This is a genomic window from Paenibacillus sp. cl6col (assembly GCF_900102125.1).
Classification (GTDB): domain Bacteria; phylum Bacillota; class Bacilli; order Paenibacillales; family Paenibacillaceae; genus Paenibacillus_B; species Paenibacillus_B suaedae.
This window is the reverse complement of record NZ_FNAZ01000007.1, coordinates 185,841-208,237: the sequence shown is the minus strand read 5'-3', so window position 1 is coordinate 208,237 and position 22,397 is coordinate 185,841. Positions and strand designations below refer to the sequence as shown.

Annotated in this window: 17 protein-coding genes; 15 read left to right on the top strand and 2 right to left on the bottom strand. The window is 48.1% G+C overall.

Annotated features, from left to right (window positions below; genetic code table 11):
- Window positions 1-143: 143 nt before the first annotated feature.
- The 7 genes from BLS15_RS19085 (at window position 144) to BLS15_RS19055 (ending at window position 9,615) form a co-directional block, all read left to right on the top strand.
- On the top strand, window positions 144-1,829 hold the full coding sequence (locus BLS15_RS19085) for a type 2 periplasmic-binding domain-containing protein (RefSeq protein ID WP_028531929.1): 1,686 nt from the start codon (window positions 144-146) through the stop codon (window positions 1,827-1,829).
- Window positions 1,830-2,087: 258 nt separating this feature from the next.
- Window positions 2,088-2,993 carry an ABC transporter permease gene (locus tag BLS15_RS19080; protein WP_021255445.1) on the top strand — a complete coding sequence of 302 codons (906 nt, stop codon included), beginning with the start codon at window positions 2,088-2,090 and terminating at the stop codon, window positions 2,991-2,993.
- A 21-nt stretch (window positions 2,994-3,014) separates the two neighbouring features.
- On the top strand, window positions 3,015-3,893 hold the full coding sequence (locus BLS15_RS19075) for a carbohydrate ABC transporter permease (RefSeq protein ID WP_021255444.1): 879 nt from the start codon (window positions 3,015-3,017) through the stop codon (window positions 3,891-3,893).
- A gap of 37 nt (window positions 3,894-3,930) precedes the next feature.
- Window positions 3,931-5,661, top strand: a complete 1,731-nt coding sequence (locus BLS15_RS19070) for a sensor histidine kinase (RefSeq protein WP_090513301.1) — start codon at window positions 3,931-3,933, stop codon at window positions 5,659-5,661.
- 14 nt (window positions 5,662-5,675) lie between these two features.
- Window positions 5,676-7,412, top strand: a complete 1,737-nt coding sequence (locus tag BLS15_RS19065) for a response regulator transcription factor (protein ID WP_028531931.1) — start codon at window positions 5,676-5,678, stop codon at window positions 7,410-7,412.
- A gap of 335 nt (window positions 7,413-7,747) precedes the next feature.
- A complete protein-coding gene (locus tag BLS15_RS19060; RefSeq protein ID WP_028531932.1) occupies window positions 7,748-8,452 on the top strand; it encodes a hypothetical protein in 705 nt (234 codons plus the stop codon).
- Between the two features lie 218 nt (window positions 8,453-8,670).
- Window positions 8,671-9,615, top strand: coding sequence for a VanZ family protein (locus BLS15_RS19055; protein ID WP_090513297.1), 945 nt, complete (start codon window positions 8,671-8,673; stop codon window positions 9,613-9,615).
- 214 nt (window positions 9,616-9,829) lie between these two features.
- On the opposite strand, the gene BLS15_RS19050 is transcribed toward BLS15_RS19055, so the two are convergent.
- Complete coding sequence (locus BLS15_RS19050; RefSeq protein ID WP_021255439.1) at window positions 9,830-10,582, bottom strand: class I SAM-dependent methyltransferase; 753 nt, start codon at window positions 10,580-10,582, stop codon at window positions 9,830-9,832.
- Between the two features lie 437 nt (window positions 10,583-11,019).
- Here BLS15_RS19050 and BLS15_RS19045 point away from each other — a divergent pair, with 437 nt between their 5' ends.
- Window positions 11,020-11,967, top strand: a complete 948-nt coding sequence (locus BLS15_RS19045) for a serine/threonine protein kinase (RefSeq protein ID WP_028531934.1) — start codon at window positions 11,020-11,022, stop codon at window positions 11,965-11,967.
- Window positions 11,968-12,227: 260 nt separating this feature from the next.
- Here BLS15_RS19045 and BLS15_RS19040 read toward each other — a convergent pair whose 3' ends face one another.
- A complete protein-coding gene (locus tag BLS15_RS19040) occupies window positions 12,228-14,285 on the bottom strand; it encodes a VWA domain-containing protein (RefSeq protein WP_021255437.1) in 2,058 nt (685 codons plus the stop codon).
- 466 nt (window positions 14,286-14,751) lie between these two features.
- On the opposite strand from BLS15_RS19040, the gene BLS15_RS19035 reads away from it, so the two are divergent.
- The 7 genes from BLS15_RS19035 (at window position 14,752) to BLS15_RS19005 (ending at window position 22,353) form a co-directional block, all read left to right on the top strand.
- Window positions 14,752-16,920: a hypothetical protein gene (locus BLS15_RS19035; RefSeq protein WP_028531936.1), complete on the top strand. Its 2,169-nt coding sequence runs from the start codon at window positions 14,752-14,754 to the stop codon at window positions 16,918-16,920.
- A gap of 131 nt (window positions 16,921-17,051) precedes the next feature.
- Window positions 17,052-17,477, top strand: coding sequence for a hypothetical protein (locus BLS15_RS19030; protein ID WP_021255435.1), 426 nt, complete (start codon window positions 17,052-17,054; stop codon window positions 17,475-17,477).
- A 151-nt stretch (window positions 17,478-17,628) separates the two neighbouring features.
- On the top strand, window positions 17,629-18,084 hold the full coding sequence (locus BLS15_RS19025; RefSeq protein WP_021255434.1) for a J domain-containing protein: 456 nt from the start codon (window positions 17,629-17,631) through the stop codon (window positions 18,082-18,084).
- 210 nt (window positions 18,085-18,294) lie between these two features.
- Window positions 18,295-18,873, top strand: a complete 579-nt coding sequence (locus BLS15_RS19020; protein WP_021255433.1) for an FHA domain-containing protein — start codon at window positions 18,295-18,297, stop codon at window positions 18,871-18,873.
- A 64-nt stretch (window positions 18,874-18,937) separates the two neighbouring features.
- Window positions 18,938-19,459, top strand: a complete 522-nt coding sequence (locus tag BLS15_RS19015) for an FHA domain-containing protein (protein WP_028531937.1) — start codon at window positions 18,938-18,940, stop codon at window positions 19,457-19,459.
- Window positions 19,460-19,473: 14 nt separating this feature from the next.
- On the top strand, window positions 19,474-20,325 hold the full coding sequence (locus BLS15_RS19010; protein WP_021255431.1) for a PP2C family protein-serine/threonine phosphatase: 852 nt from the start codon (window positions 19,474-19,476) through the stop codon (window positions 20,323-20,325).
- 156 nt (window positions 20,326-20,481) lie between these two features.
- Window positions 20,482-22,353, top strand: coding sequence for a serine/threonine protein phosphatase (locus BLS15_RS19005; protein ID WP_036666884.1), 1,872 nt, complete (start codon window positions 20,482-20,484; stop codon window positions 22,351-22,353).
- Window positions 22,354-22,397: the final 44 nt, after the last annotated feature.

Sequence of the window (22,397 nt, the reverse complement as noted above, 5' to 3'; positions counted from 1 at the left end):
TAGATGGATGCGGAACAACGGGCGACAAATCATGTGCACCACAACAGTTGTATATAGAAGTAAAGACCAGTATATGGAATGCCCTTCGAACTGTATCTACAATAAGAAGTGGGTCTTCAATACACATATTAGGAGGGTCAGACGTGAAAAGAATGCGGAATATGTTACTAGCACTTACGCTTATCTTGAGTCTCGTCGCAACAGCTTGCACAAGCAAGACAGCTGAAACTTCTCAGCCAACAACGGATAAACCAGCAGAAAATACAACAGCAGAGAAACCAGCTGAAAAACCAGAAAACACAGTAATTGAAGCATCTACGGTTCGTGCGAAGGATCCGTATTTGAAATTTGATGCAGGTGAAACGTACGACAAGAACGCTGTATATGACGCTTATGAAAAAGACGTTGGCGTTAAAATTACAAATAAATGGATCGTAGACGGTGTCGTAAGTGGGCCTCAGTTCCAGGAGAAGCTCAAGATGGCAATTGCAACTGACGATTTGCCAGACTTCTTCCCAGCTACACCAGCTCAATTACAGCAGTTGATTGAAGCAGATATGATTCAGGACTTGACTGAAATATATGACAAATACGCAACGGATGAAACGAAAGAATTCTTGATGCGTGATGGCGGATTGCAGATGAAATCCGGTACATTTGATGGTAAGTTGATGGGGATTCCAGAGTCAGGAACTGCGTTCACGCCTCAATTCGTATGGGTGCGTACGGACTGGCTGAAGCAGCTGAACCTGCCTGAGCCGAAAACGCTGCAAGACCTGATTAAAATTATGGAAACGTTTACAGCTAAGGATCCAGGAGGCACTGGAAAGTCATATGGTCTGGCATTGAATAAGGAATTTTATGAACCTACAGGTGCACTTGGTCTCACTGGATTCATGAATGGATACCACGCTTACTTGAATCAATGGATCGACGATGGTAAGGGCGGATTGATGTTCAGTGATATTCAGCCTGAAATGAAAGAAGCACTTCGCTCGTTGCAAGATATGTTCAAGAAGGGGCTAATTGATCCAGAATTTGCAGTTAAGGACATGATGAAGGAATCTGAAATGATCTTCAATAACCAAATTGGTGTACTCTACGGCCCAGAGTGGACTCCTGCGCATTTAGCTCAAGGTGCGGTTAAGGATGGCAAGGTTGTTCAAGAATGGAAGCCATTCCGCCTTCTCTCCATTGATGGTACGGAAGCATCCACGCAAATTGAGCTGGGAACGGAGAAATATAACGTTGTCTCTAAGAAAGCGAAGAATCCGGAGGCTATGGTTAAATTGTTGAACCAATGGATCGCAATTGATAGTCACCCGACGGAAGAACAGAAGGTATACGAGTACGGCAAGAGCATGAAGGAGAGCGGAAATAACTATTGGCAGCTCAGCCCGGTTATGGCGTTCAACCAAGCAAGCGATAATGGTTCCGTATTGCCTAAGGCAATTGAAACGAAGGATGAGAGCTTGCTGAAGACGAAAGACCAGAAGACACGTTATGCTCGTGCGATGAAATATGTAAATGGTGAAGATATTTCAATGTGGTGGGAAATGCTTATCTCTGGTCCAAACGGAGCAGTCTCAAATGTACCATACATGAAGGAGCACAACCTGTTCCATCGTAATAAATTCTATGGTGCACCGACACCAACAATGGTGGAAAAACGTGAGCTTTTGAAGCGTAAACGCGACGAGCTCTTCATTAAGATCATCATGAACCAAGTACCTATCGACGAATTTGATAAATTTGTTGAGGATTGGAAGAAACTCGGTGGCGATGACATGACGAAGGAAGTAAACGAATGGTACGCATCAAATAAATAATTTCACAGGGAGAGCGGAGTATGTTCCGCTCTCTTTTTTTTCTGCGTCAGGCACCGTAAATGATTGCAAATACGCTCACCGGGAAGTGATTCTATTAGATTAAAGCATAAAGGAGATGTGGAATCGCAACAGTTGTATATAGAAGTAAAGACCAGTATATGGTATGGGATTTGCCCTGAGACTACAATGAAGATAGTTCTTATTAGATATGAGGTACTCTCTTCTTTATAAATTATAACTACAAGTAGGTGGAGCTGAATGAATCAATTATCTCGGATGTGGAAGCGTGAATGGCAGCTGCATTTGATGCTCATTCCCGCACTGATTCTTATCATTGTGTTTAGTTACATTCCGATGGCGGGCATTATGATGGCATTCCAGAAGTATATCCCGACGAAGGGATTAATGGGATCGCCATTCGTGGGATGGAAGAACTTTAAGTTCCTGCTGGATTACCCAGATGTCGGACGCATATTCTTCAATACGATATATATCGCGTCGATGAAAATTATCGCAGGTTTGATTGTTCCCATCACGATTGCGATTCTCCTGAACGAGCTACGAAAGGAATGGGTGAAGCGGACGTTCCAGACCTTGGTCTACTTGCCGCACTTCTTATCTTGGGTCTTGCTTAGCGGTATAGTCATAGATGTACTGTCTCCGTCTACCGGGGTTTTAAATCAATTGCTGGGGTTGTTTGGCATAAAGCCTATCTTCTTCTTGGGGGACAATAATTGGTTCCCTTATATCATGGTCGTTACAGACGTATGGAAGGAATTTGGCTTCGGGACGATCATTTATTTGGCGGCACTTACAGGCATTAATCCAGCGTTGTATGAGGCTGCAGAGATTGATGGGGCTGGACGTTGGAAGCAGACCTTATATGTTACCTTGCCGGGTATGCTGCCGATTATCGTACTCATGCTTACGCTCAGTATCGGTAACGTATTGAATGCTGGATTTGACCAAATCTTTAACTTGTATAGCCCGCAGGTATATGAGAGCGGAGATATTATCGATACGTTCGTCTATCGAATGGGTGTCGTGGAATCGCAGTATGGATTTGCCACAGCAGTTGGACTGCTGAAGTCAGCTGTTTCCTTTATTCTGATTTCCGTTTCATATGTCATGGCCTATCGCTTCGCCAATTACCGCATATTCTAGTCAAGGAGGACGATCTTCGTTATGAAAAAGTCGTTAGGCCGACAAGTCTTTCTCGGATTCAATGTTCTATTTCTAGCTCTCATTTCGATACTATGCCTCATGCCACTTGTTCATATATTAGCCGTATCATTCAGTTCAGGTTCTGCGGCATCTGCAGGCAAGGTCATGCTCTGGCCGGTGGAATTCACGACTGCGGCGTATCAGAACGTATTCGGCAGACCAGAGTACTTGCGAGCTTTCTGGGTTACGGTTGAGCGTTCCGTATTAGGTACGGCCTTCAGCATGTTCTTAACGATCATGACCGCATACCCATTATCCAAAGAAACTTCACAGTTCCGGATGCGAACGATTTATGTATGGATATTCGTATTCACCATTCTGTTCAATGGTGGCTTAATTCCATGGTATATGACCGTGAAAGCCGTTGGTATTATGGATACGATCTGGGCTTTGATACTTCCAAATGCAGTTCAAGTATTCAATATCATTCTGTTGCTTAACTTCTATCGCGGCTTACCGAAGGAGCTGGAGGAATCGTCGAAGATTGATGGTGCAGGGCATTTCACAACCTTGTGGAAAATCTACGCCCCGCTATCGGTTCCGGCATTGGCAACAACGGGACTCTTTACGGTGGTATGGCATTGGAATAGTTGGTTCGACGGTATGCTGTTGATGAGTCATCCTGAGAAATATCCATTGCAAACGTTCCTGCAGTCGATCATTATAAAGATGGATCTGCGTTACCTGAAGCCTGAAGAAATTGAATTAATGCAGAAGCTGTCTGACCGTACAAGTAAGGCAGCTCAGATCTTCGTTGCTGCATTCCCAATTCTAATTATATATCCATTCTTACAGCGATTCTTCATTAAAGGAATTGTAATGGGAAGTGTCAAAGAATAATAGTAGCCGAAACCTCCAAATGTAGGGAGAAAATACGATGAAACTATTATTCCGCTTGAAAGACTCTTCCATCTTCATGAAGATCATGGCTGTATTTCTAATCGTATTGCTCCCCCTCATGATGATTACGTTATTCATCAATGAGCGGGGAGCTAATAGCATTCAGCGGGAAGTATCGCGTTCTACCTTAAATACGACAAGCTTCTACCTCGACTCGCTCGATAAGGAAGTCGAACGAATTATCCGTTACTTGCCGAATTATGTAACGGACAACGATTTACTGGAGTTAGCTGCACTAGGGACGGACTTGACCGCCTACGAGCGGGCCAACAACATTACGCTTATTCAGAAGCGATTGGAGCTCATGAAGAATTCGAGTCCGTTTATTCGCGAAGCCAAGGCATACGTACCGAAAATTGATCGCACGCTGCTCAGTCAGCAATATGATACGACGCTCAATCGAGAGGAATTTGCTGCCATGCAGCATGAGAGTCCTTTCTACAGCAAGCCGTTCATATACTGGAACGATCGACTGTTTATTACCCTGCAATACCCGACGACTACTTTCAAGGATCCAATCTATTTGGTCGGTGCAGAGCTGTCCGTTAGGAAGATCAAGGAAGCACTTGATCAGATTGCGGGCTCTCTGAATGGAGAGACGATGCTGCTGAATGTGGAGCACGAATGGGATATTCGCAGCAATGAGCAATCGACACTGTACGATTCAATGAAGGAGTTTATTCAACAGAAATGGAAGGAAGAGAAGCAAGAAGGCTACGATATCGTAGAGTATGATGGGGAGCGGTATTTGACGGTTTACAAATACTCCGCTGTATGGAGTTCTTACTCTGTGACCTGCATACCGGAATCAACCGTTCTGGGGCCGATTCAGAAGTATCGGCAATGGTTCTGGTGGGCATGTGGATTGGCTGTGGTGGCAGCGCTCTTTTTCTCTTACTCCTTAATGAAGCTCATGTATCGACCGCTCATGAAGCTCATTCATGCGTTCAGGCGGGTGAAGCAACTGAACCTAACGCCGGTCTCGATTGATCGCGGCCATGATGAGTTCGGATATTTGTATCAGGCGTTCAATGATACCGTGCACTCGTTGAAAACACTCATTGAACAGAACTACGAGCAGCAAATTCGAAGCCAGCGCTCGGAACTGAAGCGGCTTCAATCACAAATCAATCCCCATTTCTTGTACAATTGCTTCTTTGTACTGTGCCGGCTTATTAAGTCGGAGGACAAAGAGAAGGCATACCAATTCTGCTTGTATATCGGCGAGTATTTTCATTTCATTACCCGGAACGATGAAGATGAAATTCCGCTAGAGATGGAAGTGAAGCATTCCTCGACCTATGTAGAGATGCAATCGATCTGCTACGGGGATCGGATTCAAGTGTTCCTCGACATCGAGAGCCAGCCAATACGCGTACCGCGTCTTGTGCTGCAGCCGATCATTGAGAATGCCTATAAGTATGCATTCGGCAATATGCGCGGAGCAGGAGAGTTGTGGGTGCACAGCGAACAGGTTGAAGATGGAGTTGTGATCAGTGTCGAAGATAATGGAGATGACTTAGACGATGAGAAGCTGAATGAGCTTTGCAATCGCCTTGCCAATTGTACCAATCACATCGATGAGACGACAGGGCTAATTAATGTACACAGACGGATACAGCTTCGCTACGGAGATTCATATGGATTGAAATTGTCGCGTTCTGAACTTGGCGGACTGAAGGTACGTATACATCTGGGGCTTGAATAAAGGAGGAGATCGGCATGCGACGAATGCTCATCGTAGACGACTTGCCTATTATTGTAGATGGTTTGCTAGAGTTATTTCAGGGCATAGAACATCTTGAGCTCGATATTTTGAAAGCGTATTCGGGTGAAGAGGCATTAGATATGATGCGCAGGTCCGCTTCGCCCATAGATATTGTTATCTCTGATATTAAAATGCCTGGCCTGGAAGGGATTGAGCTGCTTCAAAATATTAAGCAGAGTTGGCCGAACTGTAAAGTGATTTTCTTGACGGGCTATAATGACTTCCACTATGTCCAGAGTGCTATGGTTCTTGGCGGATTCGATTATATCTTGAAAATTGAGAGCGATGAGAAGATTGTTGCTGCCGTTGAACGGGCCATTGCTCAGCTTAACAAGGAATGTGAGCAGATGCGCAGGCTGGAGCAGGCGCATTATCGGATGCGGCAGGCGCTGCCGCTGCTGCAGAGAGAATATGTGTGGGAGCTTCTAGAGGGCAAGGCGGAGATGCTGAGAGGGATTGAACGTCATTTTCAAGAATATGATATTCCGCTGCGCGCGGATCTACCTGTCATGATGGTGGTTGGCAAGGTGGATGCTTGGAAGAATTCCTTCAGTTCACTTGATAAATCCTTATTGCTGTATGGCGTTCAGAATATCGTCGAGGAGTATGTCACCCCGTATATGGAATGCTTCTCCTGCCCATTCGAGCATTCCAAGCTTGTATGGCTGCTGCAGCCGCGAATGACGCAAGACGGCAATCATAGCTATTCCTACTCCAGTTATGAGTCTCATGAAGGTGTGATGTCCGAGTCGGAAGTGTGGAAGTCATCACAGGCTCGCCTGAACGGAGTCATGGGCATGATTCAACAGACCTGTCAGCGCCTTCTGCAAGTAACGGTATCCTTCGCACTCAGCAGTACATCGACGGAATGGGCAAGTGTGGCGGAACGATTCCAGATGCTAAAGTATTGCTTCGTGTCAGGGGAGCGGCTGCCTAAAGAAGTTATTTTGACGGATTCCGATATTCTGCAAATGCAAGAGTGCGGGAACGGTACGGATACGCAAGATTACTTTCAACATAACCGAATTCAACTGCTGCTGAAATGTCTGGAGAACAATCATCGCAAGGAGTATTATGAATTGTTCCTGCGCATCACGAAGGATTGGAACAATGAGGAGGAGAGCAGCTATGCTCGGAAGATGGCGTTGTATCATTCCTTGTCGGCGCTGTTCCTATCCCATTTAGGAGAGAATCCGAAGTTGAAGCAAGAGGTCGGCGCGAAGATGGATATTAGTTTCTTGTACCAGAAGAAGGAGTCATTCACATGGCTCGATCTGAAAAAATATTTCTGGGAACTCGCTGATCTCATGTTCGAGCGGCAAGAAGGAAGAGAAGAACAGGTTCCGGGAGAACTGATCAAGCGAGTCCATCGGTACATTGCCAATAATTTAACCCATGATATCTCGCTGATTGCGATTGCGAACGAGGTAGGGTTGAATCCTTCCTACTTATCTAGACTATATAAGCAAATGACAGGCATCGGGATATCCGATTACATCAATGATTATCGCAATCTGCAGGCGAAGGAATGGCTGCTCAATACCTCGAAGAGGGTCAATGAGATCGCGTCCGCACTTGGTTATAATTCTGCACTGGCCTTTATTCGCTTCTTCAAGAAGCAGAATCAGATGACGCCGCTTGAATATCGGATGAAGCTGCAAGAGAAGAACGTCAGGGAGGGAATGTCCTGAGCCCTAGAGCTAGAGCGTAGAGAATGTCCAGCAGTGCGGCAAGTGAAGTTCGCAAGTTCGTAAATTCGCAGATTTGCAGATTCGCATTCGGATGCATGTTCATTTTTGCAAGTTCTCTAGACCTTCAGTCATGGCAAGCTTGGCTGGAGGTCTATTTCTTTTTGTTCTGCATTTCTTTTCCCACAATTAGGTTGGCCTCTCCATTGGATGTTATTTATAATGAGTGTTATATGCCTGTAAATGGCGGGCCATATGAATCGGAATGCCGTCTTTAGCGATATGAACTATACGGAATGTGATGGTTTGGTGTAATAGGTGATAGGAGGTTTAGCGGAATGAGGGGAAAGATCGGTTCTTTTTTGAAATTTTGCGGCGGTTTTCTCATATTTGCGCTTGTACTTAGTATCCTTGGGATGCTTATGGATCGATCTATGTTTCGGAAGGATTATCTAATGATATGTCTGCTTGTATTTCTTCTGCCTGGATTGGTGCTCCGAAAAATTGGAGGCAGTATGAAGAAAAAAGCAGATGAACGCGAGCAATTGCGACAGCTAGGGCTTAATCCGCCTAGCATGGCCTTCCAATCATTCCTGCGATTTGCAGGGGGATTTCTTATGTTCTTATATGGGATCGTATGGTTTGGTATGATCGTGAACTGGTCTACACAAGGAGATAAGTTCATGTTGGCAGCTATTTTTGCGCTTCTCTTTTTCACACCGGGGGTATTGCTCTGGTGGGCAGCATCAGGATTGGAGAAAAGGTCACGGGAACGCTTTAGAAGAGAGCATCTAGCCTATTTCGCACAGGAGCCTGTGCCAATGCCTTCGTATGCGCCAACAATTGAGGAGATCGTTGAGCTTCCTCCAGCACAGCCGATTCGTCGTGCAGAAATAGAAGCAGCAGCTAGTTCGATTGTACCACAGACTGCACCACAGCTGCCCAAAATGATTGCATGTTCTAGCTGCGGCGCACAAACGAGTGTATCTCCTAGCTCCACCTCAACTTGTGAGTATTGCGGTTCAACGGTGACTTATCGGTAATCTTATCGTGACGTAAGATAGCAGTCAGGGGATAAATTCCTTTGGCTGCTTTTATTTTATACAAGTAATTGAGGAGATTCATATACGGTAAAAAGTGATTTATCTCCGCTCCGTAAGTGACTAAATTGTCACCTTCACTGTCACTTGAAAGTCATTTTAGACAGATAACATGATATCCATCAGCATAGCTATGAAAATCGGCTATAAAGGAGTAAACCATGACTAAACAGCAGCGTAAGATTATGTTGGGAATAACCATATGCTATACATTTTTGATTCTTTATTTTATATTTCTAGCTTTCGGTAGAGTAGGTACCATAGATCAAAAGGATGGTTACACCTTTATTCTTATACCGGACAGTTTTTTTAGGCTGCCAAGTGTATCAGATCTTCTACATCCTACTCTGATGGACTTTGTGGCTATTGGAAACATTGCAGCTTTCATTCCTTTTGGCATATTGATTCCGTTGTTATATCGAACGAGTTTTATTCGATTCATTGCATTGTTCATCCTGTCCATTCTCGTGATTGAAACGATTCAGGCACTAACGTTGCTCGGCACCTTTGATATTAACGACGTAATTGAAAACTCATTAGGCGCAGCAATCGGATTCCGGGCGTACAAACTTGGCTTTCGTACAAATAATATCCGGAAAAGTATAGCTGCCACGGGCATTTTCATTGTTGTCCTTATGACTGTGGTTTGGGGGAGCTTCGGGATTGTTGACAAGGCGTTCACCCAAGAAATGGGTCCCTTTGTGGCGTTGAACGAACTGATAGACAGCACCGGAAATACATCAACGGGCACAAGACCATACAGTTTCAAAATTGGCGGTCAAACCGTAGAACCCAAATATAATGTGTATAGTATCGAAGGCAAAAATAGGGAAACGTATACGTATACGTTAGGCAATAAAGAGCTTTATCTTTCCTTGTTTTATGGAGTTCCCGATCAGAAGGAGTTGCAGGGGAGAGTAAGTGTGTCCGTTGATGGACATGAGTTCCTGTCTGCGTCTGGAGAACGCCATGAGCCGGAAATATTCACAGTTTATCTCGAAAAGGCCAATGAGCTGACGATAACCATTGAAGGAAATGAAACATTGTGGGATGTTGCTTTTAGAGAGATGAAATATTATTGGAGCTGGGAAAAGCGCGAGCAATAAGGCGAGATCCGAATGCTGTACAAGATAAGGTGAATCATGACTAGATTGTACATCGATAGAAGCTCGCCGATCTAAATAAGCAGCCAGGGGGACGAATCCCTTGGCTGCTTTAATTTATATGACGAATTGTATATAAAGTGCGACAGTTATCATTAAATAATCCTACATGCGCAAGGATGGTCTATAAGAGTCATCGCTCAAGTCGTATGATGGATTAATGCTTTCTTGCAACGATGGCGAACCGTTGTTCATTCGTACGAATGCCTTTGTCCGTCCTATTGTCGGCAACGAATTGCTTGAAGATGCGCATATCGTCCTCGAGTTGCCCGAAGTTCGGTATCGTTGGCGTATGTGTAAGGATGAACATCAGATCTTCTTCGGTCTGATAATACTGTGTCAGATTGATTTCATAGGATTGGATATTCATGAATCCTGCTTCGCCAAGCTCTTTCTGATATCGACGCAGCAAGGTGCCGGATTCAACGCCGTTGCTTTGTCCTCTGCCGAATGCCTGCTTCAGGTTGAGCTTGTTGCCTTCGCTGATTTGTTGGGTAAGGAACACGCCATCGTCCGTCAATACCCTAGCAACTTCTGCGGCATTGAATTCGGAATGTCGACATGTGACGATGTCGAAGTGTCGATCTGGGAACATAAGCTGCACTGCATTCATTTGCATAAAGCGCACATTGGGTTTCTTAGATGCTGCCAGATTCGCTTGTGCCGTATAGACCATGCTTGCAGAAGCATCGATTCCAACGAGCAGAAGCACTTGACCTGCGATCGGCAGCACAGATTCACCGCCACCTGTACCGATGTCGAGCAGGATGTCCGACTTGGCGCACAGCTTGCCAGCCTCATGGAATAACTCCCAATTCGTCCCCTCTGTAGTTGATTTCACTTGACTGAAATCCCAACCGTTCAGCTTGCCTACTTGATCATAAAATTGTTTGTAATCGAAAGAGTTCATATAGATTCCGCCTTCCAATAGTATGTGAAATTAATGGGCATACGAGTTGTCAGATCGGCAGGAACTGTACAACTGCATATCCTTCTGAATGGATTCCATTTCGTTGCGCGGCTCTCTGTTCCGTTAGGCTTAAAAGGGCAGACTATCCCCTTGATAGCTGGTACGCGTTTTGACCCAGCCCGGAACCTACATACCTCGAACGTTGCGGAATGACATCCATTTCACCTCATTGGAAAGAATGACCGAATTATATCATGGGAAAAGATTGAAGGTCAAAGCATTATCTCTCTTGATCGTTATCTCATAGAATTCAATAAACCATATAAATCTTATATAGCAAATATTGGGTATTGTGTTACAATAATAGATACTACGTGTCTGCTGGCGGACGATGCAACTTCCACGTCCCAGTCAGGCCAGAGCTTCTGGAGGAAACCGTGAAACCGGATTATGCTGGCATTTGTTTGAATCGAAATGTTGTGCTTCATCATTCCTATAAAGTGAAGAAAGTAATCGCTTGCAGTGAGCTGGCCAATGTTTATGCGGGCCGGAAGCTGGAGGACGGGGCGGCGGTCATCGTGAAAGAGTTCTACCCGAGGCAGGTAGCTCTTCGCGATCTGGACAAGCGAACCGTGCTGTGCCGTGTACCCTCTGTTCAACGGCAGTATGCTGAGCTGCGGGAGGCCTTCCTGATGGAAACGCAGATGCTGCAGCAATTGAGCCACTCGAACATCGTTCGCCTTGTGGATTATTTTGAGGAGAACGGGACGCATTATATGATTATGGAGTATTGCAAGGGCATCTCGCTTGAGCGGTTTGTTGAAGAAGGCAGGCTTGTTTCCGTGGCCGATTTCCTGCGCGATACGATACTGCCGCTTGCATCTGCGCTTGAATATGTCCATGCGCAAGGCATCATTCATCGCGATATCAAGCCAGCGAACATTATCATTGGAGAGGACGGTCAGCCGAAGCTGCTCGATTTCGGTTCTGCTATATACTATGAGAAGACGGGTCATCGGATTTTTACGAGCACGGGATATTCGCCGCTTGAATTCTATTCCGAAAAATCGCAGCAGGGAATCACGTCCGACGTATACAGCTTTGCAGCTACGATGTATTTTTGCCTAAGCGGCCGCACGCCGAATGATGTGACGAGGCGCTTGTTCCAGGATAATCTGGAATCGGTCAGAAGCCTAAACCGCAGCGTCAGCCCGCTGATGGAGCGCACTATTCGCAAGGGACTAGCGGTTCGCCCAGATAAGAGGCATGCTTCCATGAAGCAGATGAAGGCCGCGCTGCATGCGGAACGAATTCTGCTGGCAATGGTTGAGCGCTTGCTCGGCAAGCACAAGGCGCGGCAGCAGGATGATCGCAAGCAGGCTTAGAAGTAGGATGTAGGTGCAACTACGTTTGCAACAGGTCATGTTGTACGATTTACATCAATATAGTGTGCTAGGTGGCATTTATAGGATTTGCTGCATAAAGCGCAACATGGCATGACGATGCCTTATTAATAAATAAAGAGGAGGCTGTCCCACATCGGACAGCCTCCTCTTATTTACTTATTGAAATCTAGGTTCTAATGAACTGAATCGGCCCCTGATTTGTATCTACTTCCGTTGTCCCTACGGGTTGTTGATTTCATTTAGCGTGACATTGCAGACGAATCCGCATACGATACAGCGCCCTGTTTAACAGCTTTGAAGCGCAGCTCGATCTCCGTTATCCCATCCTCGAACGTAATGTACAGCTTATCATTGTATTCAAGCGTTGCCGTATCGTTCGGCTTAATGGGTGTACGTCCCTTCGCTACTGTACAGTTGGTACGGTGCTTGATTCGGAGCGTGCCGTTCTTGCCAGCCTCGAATAGGATATGGGCGGCTTCCGGCAATGGCTCATTCACATCCAGGCGGGCAAACAGCTGCTGCAGGCTCACCTTTCGCGTTTTGCCGAAAGAAGTGAGTGGCCAGTATTTAACGGGAACCTCGTTGCCGCTTGCCGTATTTAAGAAGAACCCTTCCAGCCTCCCAGTGAACGTCGGCTTTGGACGCAGCAGCACGTATAGTGCGAATAAGGCAATCAATGCAGCCAACGCACAGCCTCCGATAATCCAATAACGTTCCCACACCGAAGAAATTTTCACGTACAGCTTTCCAGTAACCGTTCCCCCCTCAGGGTCAGTTGCCGTTACGGTTATTTCCGAAGATCCGGAATGCAGCGGGGACAGGTAGAACGTCGCACCGTCGACACGTGCCTCCATTCGATTTTTATGATCGCTGGAGACAATCTTGTACGTCAATTGATCTCCGTTCGGATCGGTGAAATAATCCCCGAAATTCAGCTTCGCCTCGCCATCTTCCTTCACGATGCCAATTTGATTCTGTCCGGACAATACCGGTGCTTTATTGACGATTTCGAGCATGCTGCCTGCGGTTTCTCTGAAGAAATGAGGCCCATTCATGACGACAGTCCAGTCGTATTTCCCTGATGTCCGGAAGCGATGCTCCGCCGAGAAGCCTGTCCCGTTGTTCGTCATCTGCACGCGTTCTTTCTGCTTCGTCTGCCGATTGGTGATAACAAGCTCTGCCTGTACGTCCATGTATACATCCTTATCTTCCAATGGCTGCTTGTTCGACAGGGAATACAAGCGAGCCGCGAAGGCTGTCGGCAGTCCTTTCGTCGCTTCCTTGGAAGTCAATTCCCCGACTGCTCGCATGTTATAGCTGCCAAGCAGGTTCACCTTTACAACATCGCCTGTCATTCCCCTGAACTTCAATAGCAGCTCGCCTTTGCGCGGCTCGGGAATCTTCATCAACGTATATTTGCCGGATTTATAGAATCGCGCATTCTTGGTGCTGTTATAGAGCTGAGACTCCAGCAAAGGGCTCTGAGACAACAGAATGAGATTGGCTTCCGACATGCTGGAGTTCGGAAGAGGAACCTTTACTTCCTGCATGCCACCAGTCGCAGTTAACGCGGCGATCGGTACGAGAACGGATTGGATTTGATCGGCGAAAATGCGGTTGAATATATCAGGCAGCTCTTCTGCGCTTGTCGTGACATACGAAGTGCCGCCGGTCTTTGCGGCAATGGTCTTCAGCTGCTTCTCATTCACCGAGCCGTCATGATTCAGGCCGATGGTGTAAATACGGTATCCCTGCTTGTTCGCCTGCTGAATGACGCGCTCTACGTCCTGGTTCGAGTCGGCGATTGTTCTGCCCGTATAAGTATTGCCGAAGTCGGTGCCTCCGTCGGACAGCAGAATAATGAATGGCTTATGGCCTTGTCCAGTTCCTTTCCCAGCGATCTCGGCTCCCTTCTTCAAGCCGAGGCCTAGATCCGTGTACCCATAGCGGCGCAAGCTGCTGATCTGACGCTTCAGCTTCTCCTTCTGCCTGGGCTCAGCGAGCGAAGTTAGCGGCTCCGAGGCCACGATTCTGTCGTTATAGGCAACGAACCCAATACGCGTGCGTTCCGAATCGCTCATGTCCATGAACATATTGACGACTTCCGACGCAATGCCTTCCTTGTCGGTCTCGTTCATGGAATAACTGACGTCCATGACGAATACGGCATCGATTCCTTGTGCTGAATCGGCCTGAGCTAGGGAAGTGCGAATAGGTATTAGGGATGATGACGTTAGAAATAACAAGCAGGTCGTAAGCAGGAAAATCATAGATTTGAAAATACTTCGTCTATACATAAAAGCTATATACCCACCTTTTAACAAAAAATATAAATATTTTTTGTTGTGATATAAAGTATTTGTTAGATTATACCGAAATATTTGGGAAAAGGAGGAACGGTGTCTATGGTGCTGGGAATTTGGAACTGTCACCCTATTTAAAATCATCGGAAATAAGTACCAAAAAATGAAGGTCAAACGACAAAATTTTTTCTTGATTTGGGTAAATCAAGGGGATTTATAGCGAATTTGAGCGATATATAAATAATATTGACAAATTTGGGATGTTCTCTCTAAGATTTAAATAGAACTAATCACCCAAATTATAGAAACTGTATTTGCGAAGGTATGATTTCTCTTGCATATCTAGTGCGAGAAGACTATTGCAACGAAATAGAGAGGAGGAAGCATAAAGCGTGCATACCAGTCCTAGCTTATGCGTTCAAGCGTAAGTTAAGTTGGTCGCCGTTTTTGTGCTGACATTATGGACATTATCAGTCAAACGAACCGAGCCATGCTTTTCGAGGAGATTAACCCGGAAATGCTGGATCTGCTGACCATCGTAGGCGATGTCAAAGGAATCGACAGCCTCAGTGACGACAAGATCAAGGAAGTGAACGAGCACCTGCTTGTTCGGAGCTTTGATGAGTTCCTCGACAAGTTCTCTCCGAGCGTGTATTCGTTCTACAATGCGGCCAATCAGAAAGTGATGTATACGCTGAAGAAGCCGGAAGGAATTGCCGAGGACTGCATTTCGGAAATTAAGATCGACCAGAACAATGATTTCCTGAAAATGCTGTTCACCCTGATCGATACGAAGCGCAGTCAGGGAATTACGAACGTCGATTTCAAGTTCGAGAATTTGCTCGACATGATTTCGCCGAAGAAGGTGATGGACGATATTCGCCAAGTGCGCAAGGAAATCCATTACTTGTACGGCCAGTATGACAAGCTGGATGAAGGGGATCCGAAGAAGCTTGATTTGGGCGATAAGCTGAACGGGATGTTCGAGGACGCCAGCAAAAATTACAACAACGTGATGGCAATGCTGCCGCTCGCGATTGAAGATATCAAGACACGGCTCTTGCTGGGCGGCTCGCGGGAGGAGAATCAAGCCGAGGCGATCCAGATTGGCATGCTGACGATCGGTGAGTCGGGCGAATTGAAGATCATTGAAGCGCCGAAGAGCGATAATACCGAGCTGATGCTCTTGGATGACAACAGCGGTACCGAGCTTTCGAACGTGTTCGGCGAAGATTATGAATCCATTACAGAGACGCCGTCTTCTTACGTGAAGGATTTGGTAGTGCGTACATTCTGTCCGCTGCCAGCGGTACATAACGAGGTCGATACGGAGACGGAAGTACAAAACTATAATACGTATTTGGAGTTCTACAAGAATGCGAAGGATGACTTTGTAAAAACAGTCAAGCCGCTCGTGGAGAAGATACTGGGCGTACGGATGTTCTTCGATCAGTATGCGACCAAGAACAAGGGAATGCTTCCGTCCATGCTCATCACGAACGCGAAGCTGGATATGACCGTGAAGAGCAGCAATATTCCGCGCTTGGAGACGTATCTGAACACGGTGAACTCGAAGAATGAATTCTCCGACACGATCTGGTTCGGGATTGTGCCGTCCGTCGAGTTGGAATCGGCCGGCAAGGTGAAGGTGTCCCGCGAACGCTTCCGCGGCAACGGCAAGACCGTGAAGCAGGAGGGCAACACGATGGAATCGCTGTCGATGCTCCTGCAGGTCGTGAAGGACTATAAGGTGCAGGTATTCTTCAACTTCGAATCTGGAGAAGAGACGACCTTCAACAGTCTGGCAACCACCGGACTCGATAAGTATATCGACAAGTGCAGTAGCATGGTTCGCAAGGAATACAGCGAGTTCGCTATTCCATGCATCCCGAACTTCACCATTATTCCGAAGGATAAGTCCGGCGTTGTCATCGATAGCCGCATGCTCCACACGGAGGACGGAGTCAAGCTGTCCCAAGATAAGGAAGACATCTTGAAGCTGTGGATCGAGGGCGTGTACGTAGGGGCCGCTTATGTTGCTGCCGGGGTCGTTGCTGCCTATCAGTGTCCGGAATATTTGCGCGAATCGTTCAAGAACGTCAGCCGTGACTATCCGGGCGTACGCTTCGATATTGAAGCAAGCGACCATGCGCTGCGCGCGGTTACGACGATGGCGAAGGAGATTACTGGATTTACGAATAACATCAAAGACGCGATCAATTATAAAAACTTTGGCTTCGTCTTCTCTTCCGAGAATGCGCAGCTTCAGGATAAAGACATCAAGCGAATCACGGTATACAAGGCCAGAAGCATGGCATTGACCGAGAATGGCTTCGATTCCATATACAAAACGCTTGTCAGCACCTATATCGAGCGGATTCTCCGCTTCCAGACGGGTGACTTCAAGCATGAGAACATCGTGAAATTCTTCAGCAATAATCCGAGCAGCCAAAGGAGCAAGTGGCTTGGTACGCGCGGCTTTGTCAACTCGATCATTCAAGACGGGGATGACATGTCCTATGTGATAGACGACAAGAGCAATCTATGCCATATCGATCTTGTGTTCAACGGCAATGTGAAGAATCTCGAAGTCATGATCACGAAGGGCACTACGCCTGTTAAAGCCTAATGATTAGAAGCTTGGCTGGCATATGGAAGCGTATGTTAGAGGCGTGCTTCAAGCGCGCCTTCCAACATAAATCCCGTAAGCATTCCATGCTTGCGGAACCTAAATTATTTTCATTCAAGGAGGCAAAATTCATGGGATTCATACTTAGAGTAGAAGGCGCAGAAACGATCGAGCTCGGCATGGACAACATTCAGAAAGTTGTGTATGACACGGACACACCGAATGATTCCAACGCAAGATCGACGGACGTGGGCGCGACGCTGCGTATTTCCGGCAAAATTATCACGGCGACTGACGGTGACAACGCTGACGACACGAAGAAGCTGGCATTGTGGTCGCTCGTTCCTGCCGAGAAGGCGGACTGCTACCGCAAGGTGACGCTTGAGGTTGTCGCTGCGGATCAAGTGGTGCGCAAAGTGTATTTCCCGAACGCATTCGTGGTTGACTACTCCGAAACTTACGGGGACACGGAAGGCGTAGGTACATTCACGCTGTACATCAAACAAAAGAAAGACAAAACCGAACTGGCTACAATCGACGGCGGTTACCCGGTATAAGCAGGTACGACCTGTTCTGGTGGCAGAAATGCGGACAACAAATATTAAGAGGCTTACAGCCTCTTAATATTTTTATCCGGTACACTGGGGAATTCATGAGAGCCATTGCAATATTTTGTTGAAAACCGTTAGAAAGGCAGGGGCGAAGCGAATGACGAACTATTATGAACTTCTGGGCGTACAGCGGCATGCATCGCCTGAAGAATTGAAGAAGGCATATCGGCGGCTCGCCAAGCAGTATCATCCCGACGTAAATGGGGGAAGCAGCGAGGCGGAACAACGGTTTAAGCAGATTCATGAAGCCTACGCGGTGCTTCAGGATGAGGCTGCACGGAAGGCTTATGATGATAAGCTGGGTGGCATGGAGCGAGACTCCGGACGAAATCATCAATCTACCCATTCAAGAGGGAGAAATGCAGCTTCTGGAGAAGCGGCAGGAGAACGGGCGAATTTTGATCCACGGAACGTGGAAGCCAATTTCGCGCGATTTTTCGGCTTTGATCCGAAAACGAAGAAGCCAATGCAGAACGGCGGCAAGAACGCGGGGAATCCGATAGATACGTCCGAGATGTTCCAACGCTTTTTCGGTATGAACAAGAAAAAATAGAGTGGCTCTGCCGATTGCCTATGCAATTCGGGTACGGCTTCGGCGACTATACGCACGCGGTATGGTATTTTCGGACGAATATGACAAGGCAGAGTGACATTGAGAACAGCTCCGAACAAGCTAGCAAAGCCATCGTTTTGCTTTAGGTACGGTGCTTTTTTTAATAAAAGGGATGCACATGAGTTGAGCGAAGCAACGGAGGAATGAGATGTGAGTAAGCAAAATAGCAGCGATCAAGTTCACCGTCATGCCAATCGAAAGAGCGGGTGGATCGCGCTCATTGATATAGGGGTTGCAGCCATTGTGGTTGCTGCTCTGTTATATGTGTACATATGGAACATCGATCCCGTCCTGAAGGCGGCGGTCGGAGTCCTTCTGGCGATCGCGATCATCGTGTATGCGGCGCGACGTTCCGGTAGTCGTGAAGCAGGCCGGCAGGACGAAGTCGACACCATTGCCAAGCTTGTACTCCTGAATGATGAGGGAGAGAGCGTAAAGGAATGGTACATCCACGGCGAAACATCCTTGCTTATCGGCAAAACCGGTGCAGAAGGCGAGGTTGACATAGATCTGTCGGATTCGGAATATGCGTCGCTTATTAGCAAGCATCATGCGGTGCTCAATTATGCCTCGGGCCAATGGTTCATCGAGGATCTTGATTCCCGCAGCGGGGTTGGCATTCGAAGAGCCGGGGGGAAAAGGGCGAATCAGTTGGAACCGGAGGAACCATGCCGGATTCATTCCGGAGATGTCATCAGCATTGCCAACACGCGGTTACTGGCGAAATAACGAACGATATATTGACTTCATGATCATAAGAGAACTATTCAAATTGACGGGGGAATGAAGAAAGATGAGTCTGACAAGATGCGCTAACGGACACATGTTCAGTACGAGGAAGCATGGCAGCATATGCCCTTATTGCAGCATATCGGTGGAACAGCCGCAGAATGTGGACGCGAAGAGGCCGCCGCGCGTGGAGGACAATGAGAAGACGATGCCGTACCTGGGGGAAACGACCGGCATCGAGCCGGTTACCGGCTGGCTCGTATGCATTGAGGGCCCTCAGCTTGGTCAGGACTATCGGATTATGGCGGAGAAGAATTTTATCGGGCGCGCAGAGGAGATGCATATTCGCATCTTGGGCGACAATGCCATCTCGCGCAGAAATCATGCGGTAATCGTATATGATCCGAAGAAGCGCAATTTCTACCTGTTGCCAGGAGATGCCTCAGGACTTGCTTATCACAACGAAGAAGCCGTTTATTCGCCGGTGGAGCTGGCAGCGTATGATGTCATTCAGCTCGGTCGCAGCAAATTTATCTTCATTCCGCTCTGCGGCATACATTTCGAGTGGAATCACAATATGGGTTAGGGATGATGACCACAATGGATGTACAGAATTGGGTACCGTATCTGATCGTGTTGACTTGTACTGCCGCAATTCTGCTTCTGCTGGGTGTGCGGCGCCGACTGCTGCTGGATACAGTGAGCCTTGAGCCAGCAGCGTCCGGCATGCCGATCGGCAATGGGCAGACGATTGGCGCCCGTGAGGAGCAGGATGATTATTTTGCCAGCGTCACGACCGCACACGGTACGGCCGCCGTACTTGCGGACGGCATAAGCGGCCTGGCGCACGGCAGAATGGCGAGCACGCTCGCGGTGACCGTATTTATTCGAGAGTTCCTCAAGTTAGAGCATATTCGGGAAGTCCAGAGCTTTTTCGCGAAGGCAGCCAAGATAAGCAATACGGAAATTTTGCGGAATTTGAAGGGCGCGCCTGGAGGGACGACGCTGGTAGCCGCCGTCATTGCGGATGATCTCCTGTACTGGGGGGCTGTGGGCGACAGTATGATCATGGTGTTCCGGGAAGACAATTTCATCCGCATGAATGAACGTCATATCTTGGAGTCGGTGCTGCAGGAACGCTGCTTAACGGGGCAGATCACAAGGGAAGAAGCAATGGAGCACCCGATGAAGAGGCGGCTCATCAATTACTTGGGGTATGAGAATTTCAAGAGCATTGAGATTGGCAGTGAGCCGTTCAGACTGCAGCCGGGAGACCGGATCCTTCTCTGCAGCGATGGGGTGTACAACACGATGACAGAAGTGGAATTGGAGCAGATTCTGTCCAAGCCGATTTCGCCTCACGATGCAGCTGAGGAGATCATCGAAGCGATCGAACAGAAGAGATTGATCAATCAAGACAATGCGACCATTGTCATCGTGGATAACGCATGAAGCCTGCTGTTCCTGGCTTCGGTAGATTTCTGAGAGAGACAGATCGAATCGACCACTTTACTCGCTTTTGATTGTGTGAAGGCGAGAATTTCCTTTTTGAACACGAGGCTCCGTGATAGGTATGCGAATCATGGGACAGGAGAAGCGGGGGTAAGGATGAGAAAGGAGAACAGCGACTTTAAGACCAGCTTCGTGACGGAGGCCGGTTCTTTTCTACATAATAAAGACTATTTCGCCTATGTGGAGCTGGATGATATGGCCTGCTGGGTCATCGCGGACGGCTTGGATTCGGACATGGAAGTCGACAGTGCCGAGATGGTCGTCAAGAGCATTCTTGGCCGATTTACGGAGAAGCCGACGATGTCTTCGCTGCGGTTGAAGCATTACATGCAGGAAGCGCATGAATGGCTGCGAGCGGAGAGCAAGCGCGTGCGCCTTAAGGCAAGCCTGATTCTGGTCGTGACAGATTATGCGAAGATTCGCTGGGTGGCAGCGGGTAATGCCCGCCTGTATCATTTTCGCGGCGGACGCTTATTCGGTCGCAGCAGGGATCAGAGCTTGGCACAGTCCATGAAGGATGCCGGAGAAATCTCGGAAGAAGCGATGGAGGTTCATGAAGAACGCCACAATCTTCTTCAGTATATGGGGCAGCCAGAGCGCCTGGAGCCGTATGTTTCGAAAAAGGTTCCTTTGTCTGAAGGAGATGTTCTGCTGCTGTGCACCCCTGGCTTGTGGGAGGATGTCAACGCAACGGAAATGGTCGACGCACTAACGGATGCGAAGGAGCCAGAGGATTTCACGGACACGCTCGAGGACGTGCTGCTCAGCAAGCAGCGGCAAACCGTGAGCAATTACACGGCTGTTGCTGTGTATGCGAACAAGGTGTTCAAGGAGGATCCGAAGCGTAAATGGCGTTTGCTGAAGAAGTGGCTGTTGGCCCTGATCGTGCTGCTGCTGGTTGGCGGAGGCGCGGCTTTCTACTTCGTAAAGCAGGCGGCGATCAAAGCGGAGAATCTGGAGAACATGCTCGAATATCAGAAAAGTGCAGACATGTATATGAAGGATAGCGATTATCCGAAGGCCATTAAGGATTACAGTGAGGCGCGCAATATGGCGATTCGGTTGAAGGACAAGTTCCACCGGGACTTTTTCGCGAAGAAGCAGCGCGTGATGCAGCTTATGGTGGACGGAGACGAAGCCTTCAAGGGACAGGACTTTGCTAAGGCGCTGGACAAATACGGGAAGGCGCAGGAGGAAGCAAAGCCATACAAAGAGTTCAATCATAAGCAGCTAGAGGAGAAAATAGACCGTTCCCGCACGTACATGCAGGTTATGAACTGGGTGCAGGAAGGGGACAAGAAGTTCGAGGCACAGGATTATGTTGGGGCGCGCAGCTCTTACCAGAAGGCACGGAAATCCGCGCTTGAGGAAGGGTACACCGACGGTGAGAAGGATATCCGAGCCAAGCTCGATTCAGCGGAGGAGAAGCTGACTGGTTTGCGGAAGGAGAAGCGGCTGCTGGAGGGCGAGAAGTATGAGAAGAAGGGCGACCAGCAGTTAGCCGGGCAAGATTATCTGGGAGCTATCGATGCTTATTCCGCCGCGCAGCAAATCTATCAGGAAATCGACATGCTGGAACGTGTGCTGGGCATGGAGCGCAAGATCGATAAGGCGCTGGGCAAGCTGAATCCGGCGCCGCCCGCTGCACAGCCTCCTGCCGCCGCGAATGGAGGCGGAGGCGCAGGCGGCAATACGGCGGGTGGATCTGCGCCGAGCAACGCCGGAAGCGGAGGCACAGCGGGCAATACGGCAGGCGGATCTGCGCCGAGCAACGCTGGAAGCGGAGGCGCAGCGGGCAATACGGCGGGCGGATCTGCGCCGAGCAACGCCGGAAGCGGAGGCACAGCGGGCAATGCGGCGGGCGAATCTGCGCCGAGCAACGCCAGGGGCGGAAATGCAGCGGGCAATGCCGCTGGTGGAGCCGTGCCGAGCAACGCCGAAAGCGGAGCGGCTGCGAGCAGCGGATAAGGGATGCCAACGGGGAATGCTTCAACTGCCGGCAAAGGGAATGA

Bases quoted from the DNA above. Each gene is read 5' to 3' on its own strand.
- BLS15_RS19040 (WP_021255437.1), bottom strand. From the start codon at position 14,285: ATGTATAGACGAAGTATTTTCAAATCTATGATTTTCCTGCTTACGACC.
- BLS15_RS19015 (WP_028531937.1), top strand. From the start codon at position 18,938: ATGAGTCTGACAAGATGCGCTAACGGACACATGTTCAGTACGAGGAAG.
- BLS15_RS19030 (WP_021255435.1), top strand. From the start codon at position 17,052: ATGGGATTCATACTTAGAGTAGAAGGCGCAGAAACGATCGAGCTCGGC.
- BLS15_RS19080 (WP_021255445.1), top strand. From the start codon at position 2,088: ATGAATCAATTATCTCGGATGTGGAAGCGTGAATGGCAGCTGCATTTG.
- BLS15_RS19075 (WP_021255444.1), top strand. From the start codon at position 3,015: ATGAAAAAGTCGTTAGGCCGACAAGTCTTTCTCGGATTCAATGTTCTA.
- BLS15_RS19065 (WP_028531931.1), top strand. From the start codon at position 5,676: ATGCGACGAATGCTCATCGTAGACGACTTGCCTATTATTGTAGATGGT.
- BLS15_RS19050 (WP_021255439.1), bottom strand. From the start codon at position 10,582: ATGAACTCTTTCGATTACAAACAATTTTATGATCAAGTAGGCAAGCTG.
- BLS15_RS19005 (WP_036666884.1), top strand. From the start codon at position 20,482: ATGAGAAAGGAGAACAGCGACTTTAAGACCAGCTTCGTGACGGAGGCC.
- BLS15_RS19025 (WP_021255434.1), top strand. From the start codon at position 17,629: ATGACGAACTATTATGAACTTCTGGGCGTACAGCGGCATGCATCGCCT.
- BLS15_RS19070 (WP_090513301.1), top strand. From the start codon at position 3,931: ATGAAACTATTATTCCGCTTGAAAGACTCTTCCATCTTCATGAAGATC.
- BLS15_RS19055 (WP_090513297.1), top strand. From the start codon at position 8,671: ATGACTAAACAGCAGCGTAAGATTATGTTGGGAATAACCATATGCTAT.
- BLS15_RS19035 (WP_028531936.1), top strand. From the start codon at position 14,752: ATGGACATTATCAGTCAAACGAACCGAGCCATGCTTTTCGAGGAGATT.
- BLS15_RS19010 (WP_021255431.1), top strand. From the start codon at position 19,474: ATGGATGTACAGAATTGGGTACCGTATCTGATCGTGTTGACTTGTACT.
- BLS15_RS19060 (WP_028531932.1), top strand. From the start codon at position 7,748: ATGAGGGGAAAGATCGGTTCTTTTTTGAAATTTTGCGGCGGTTTTCTC.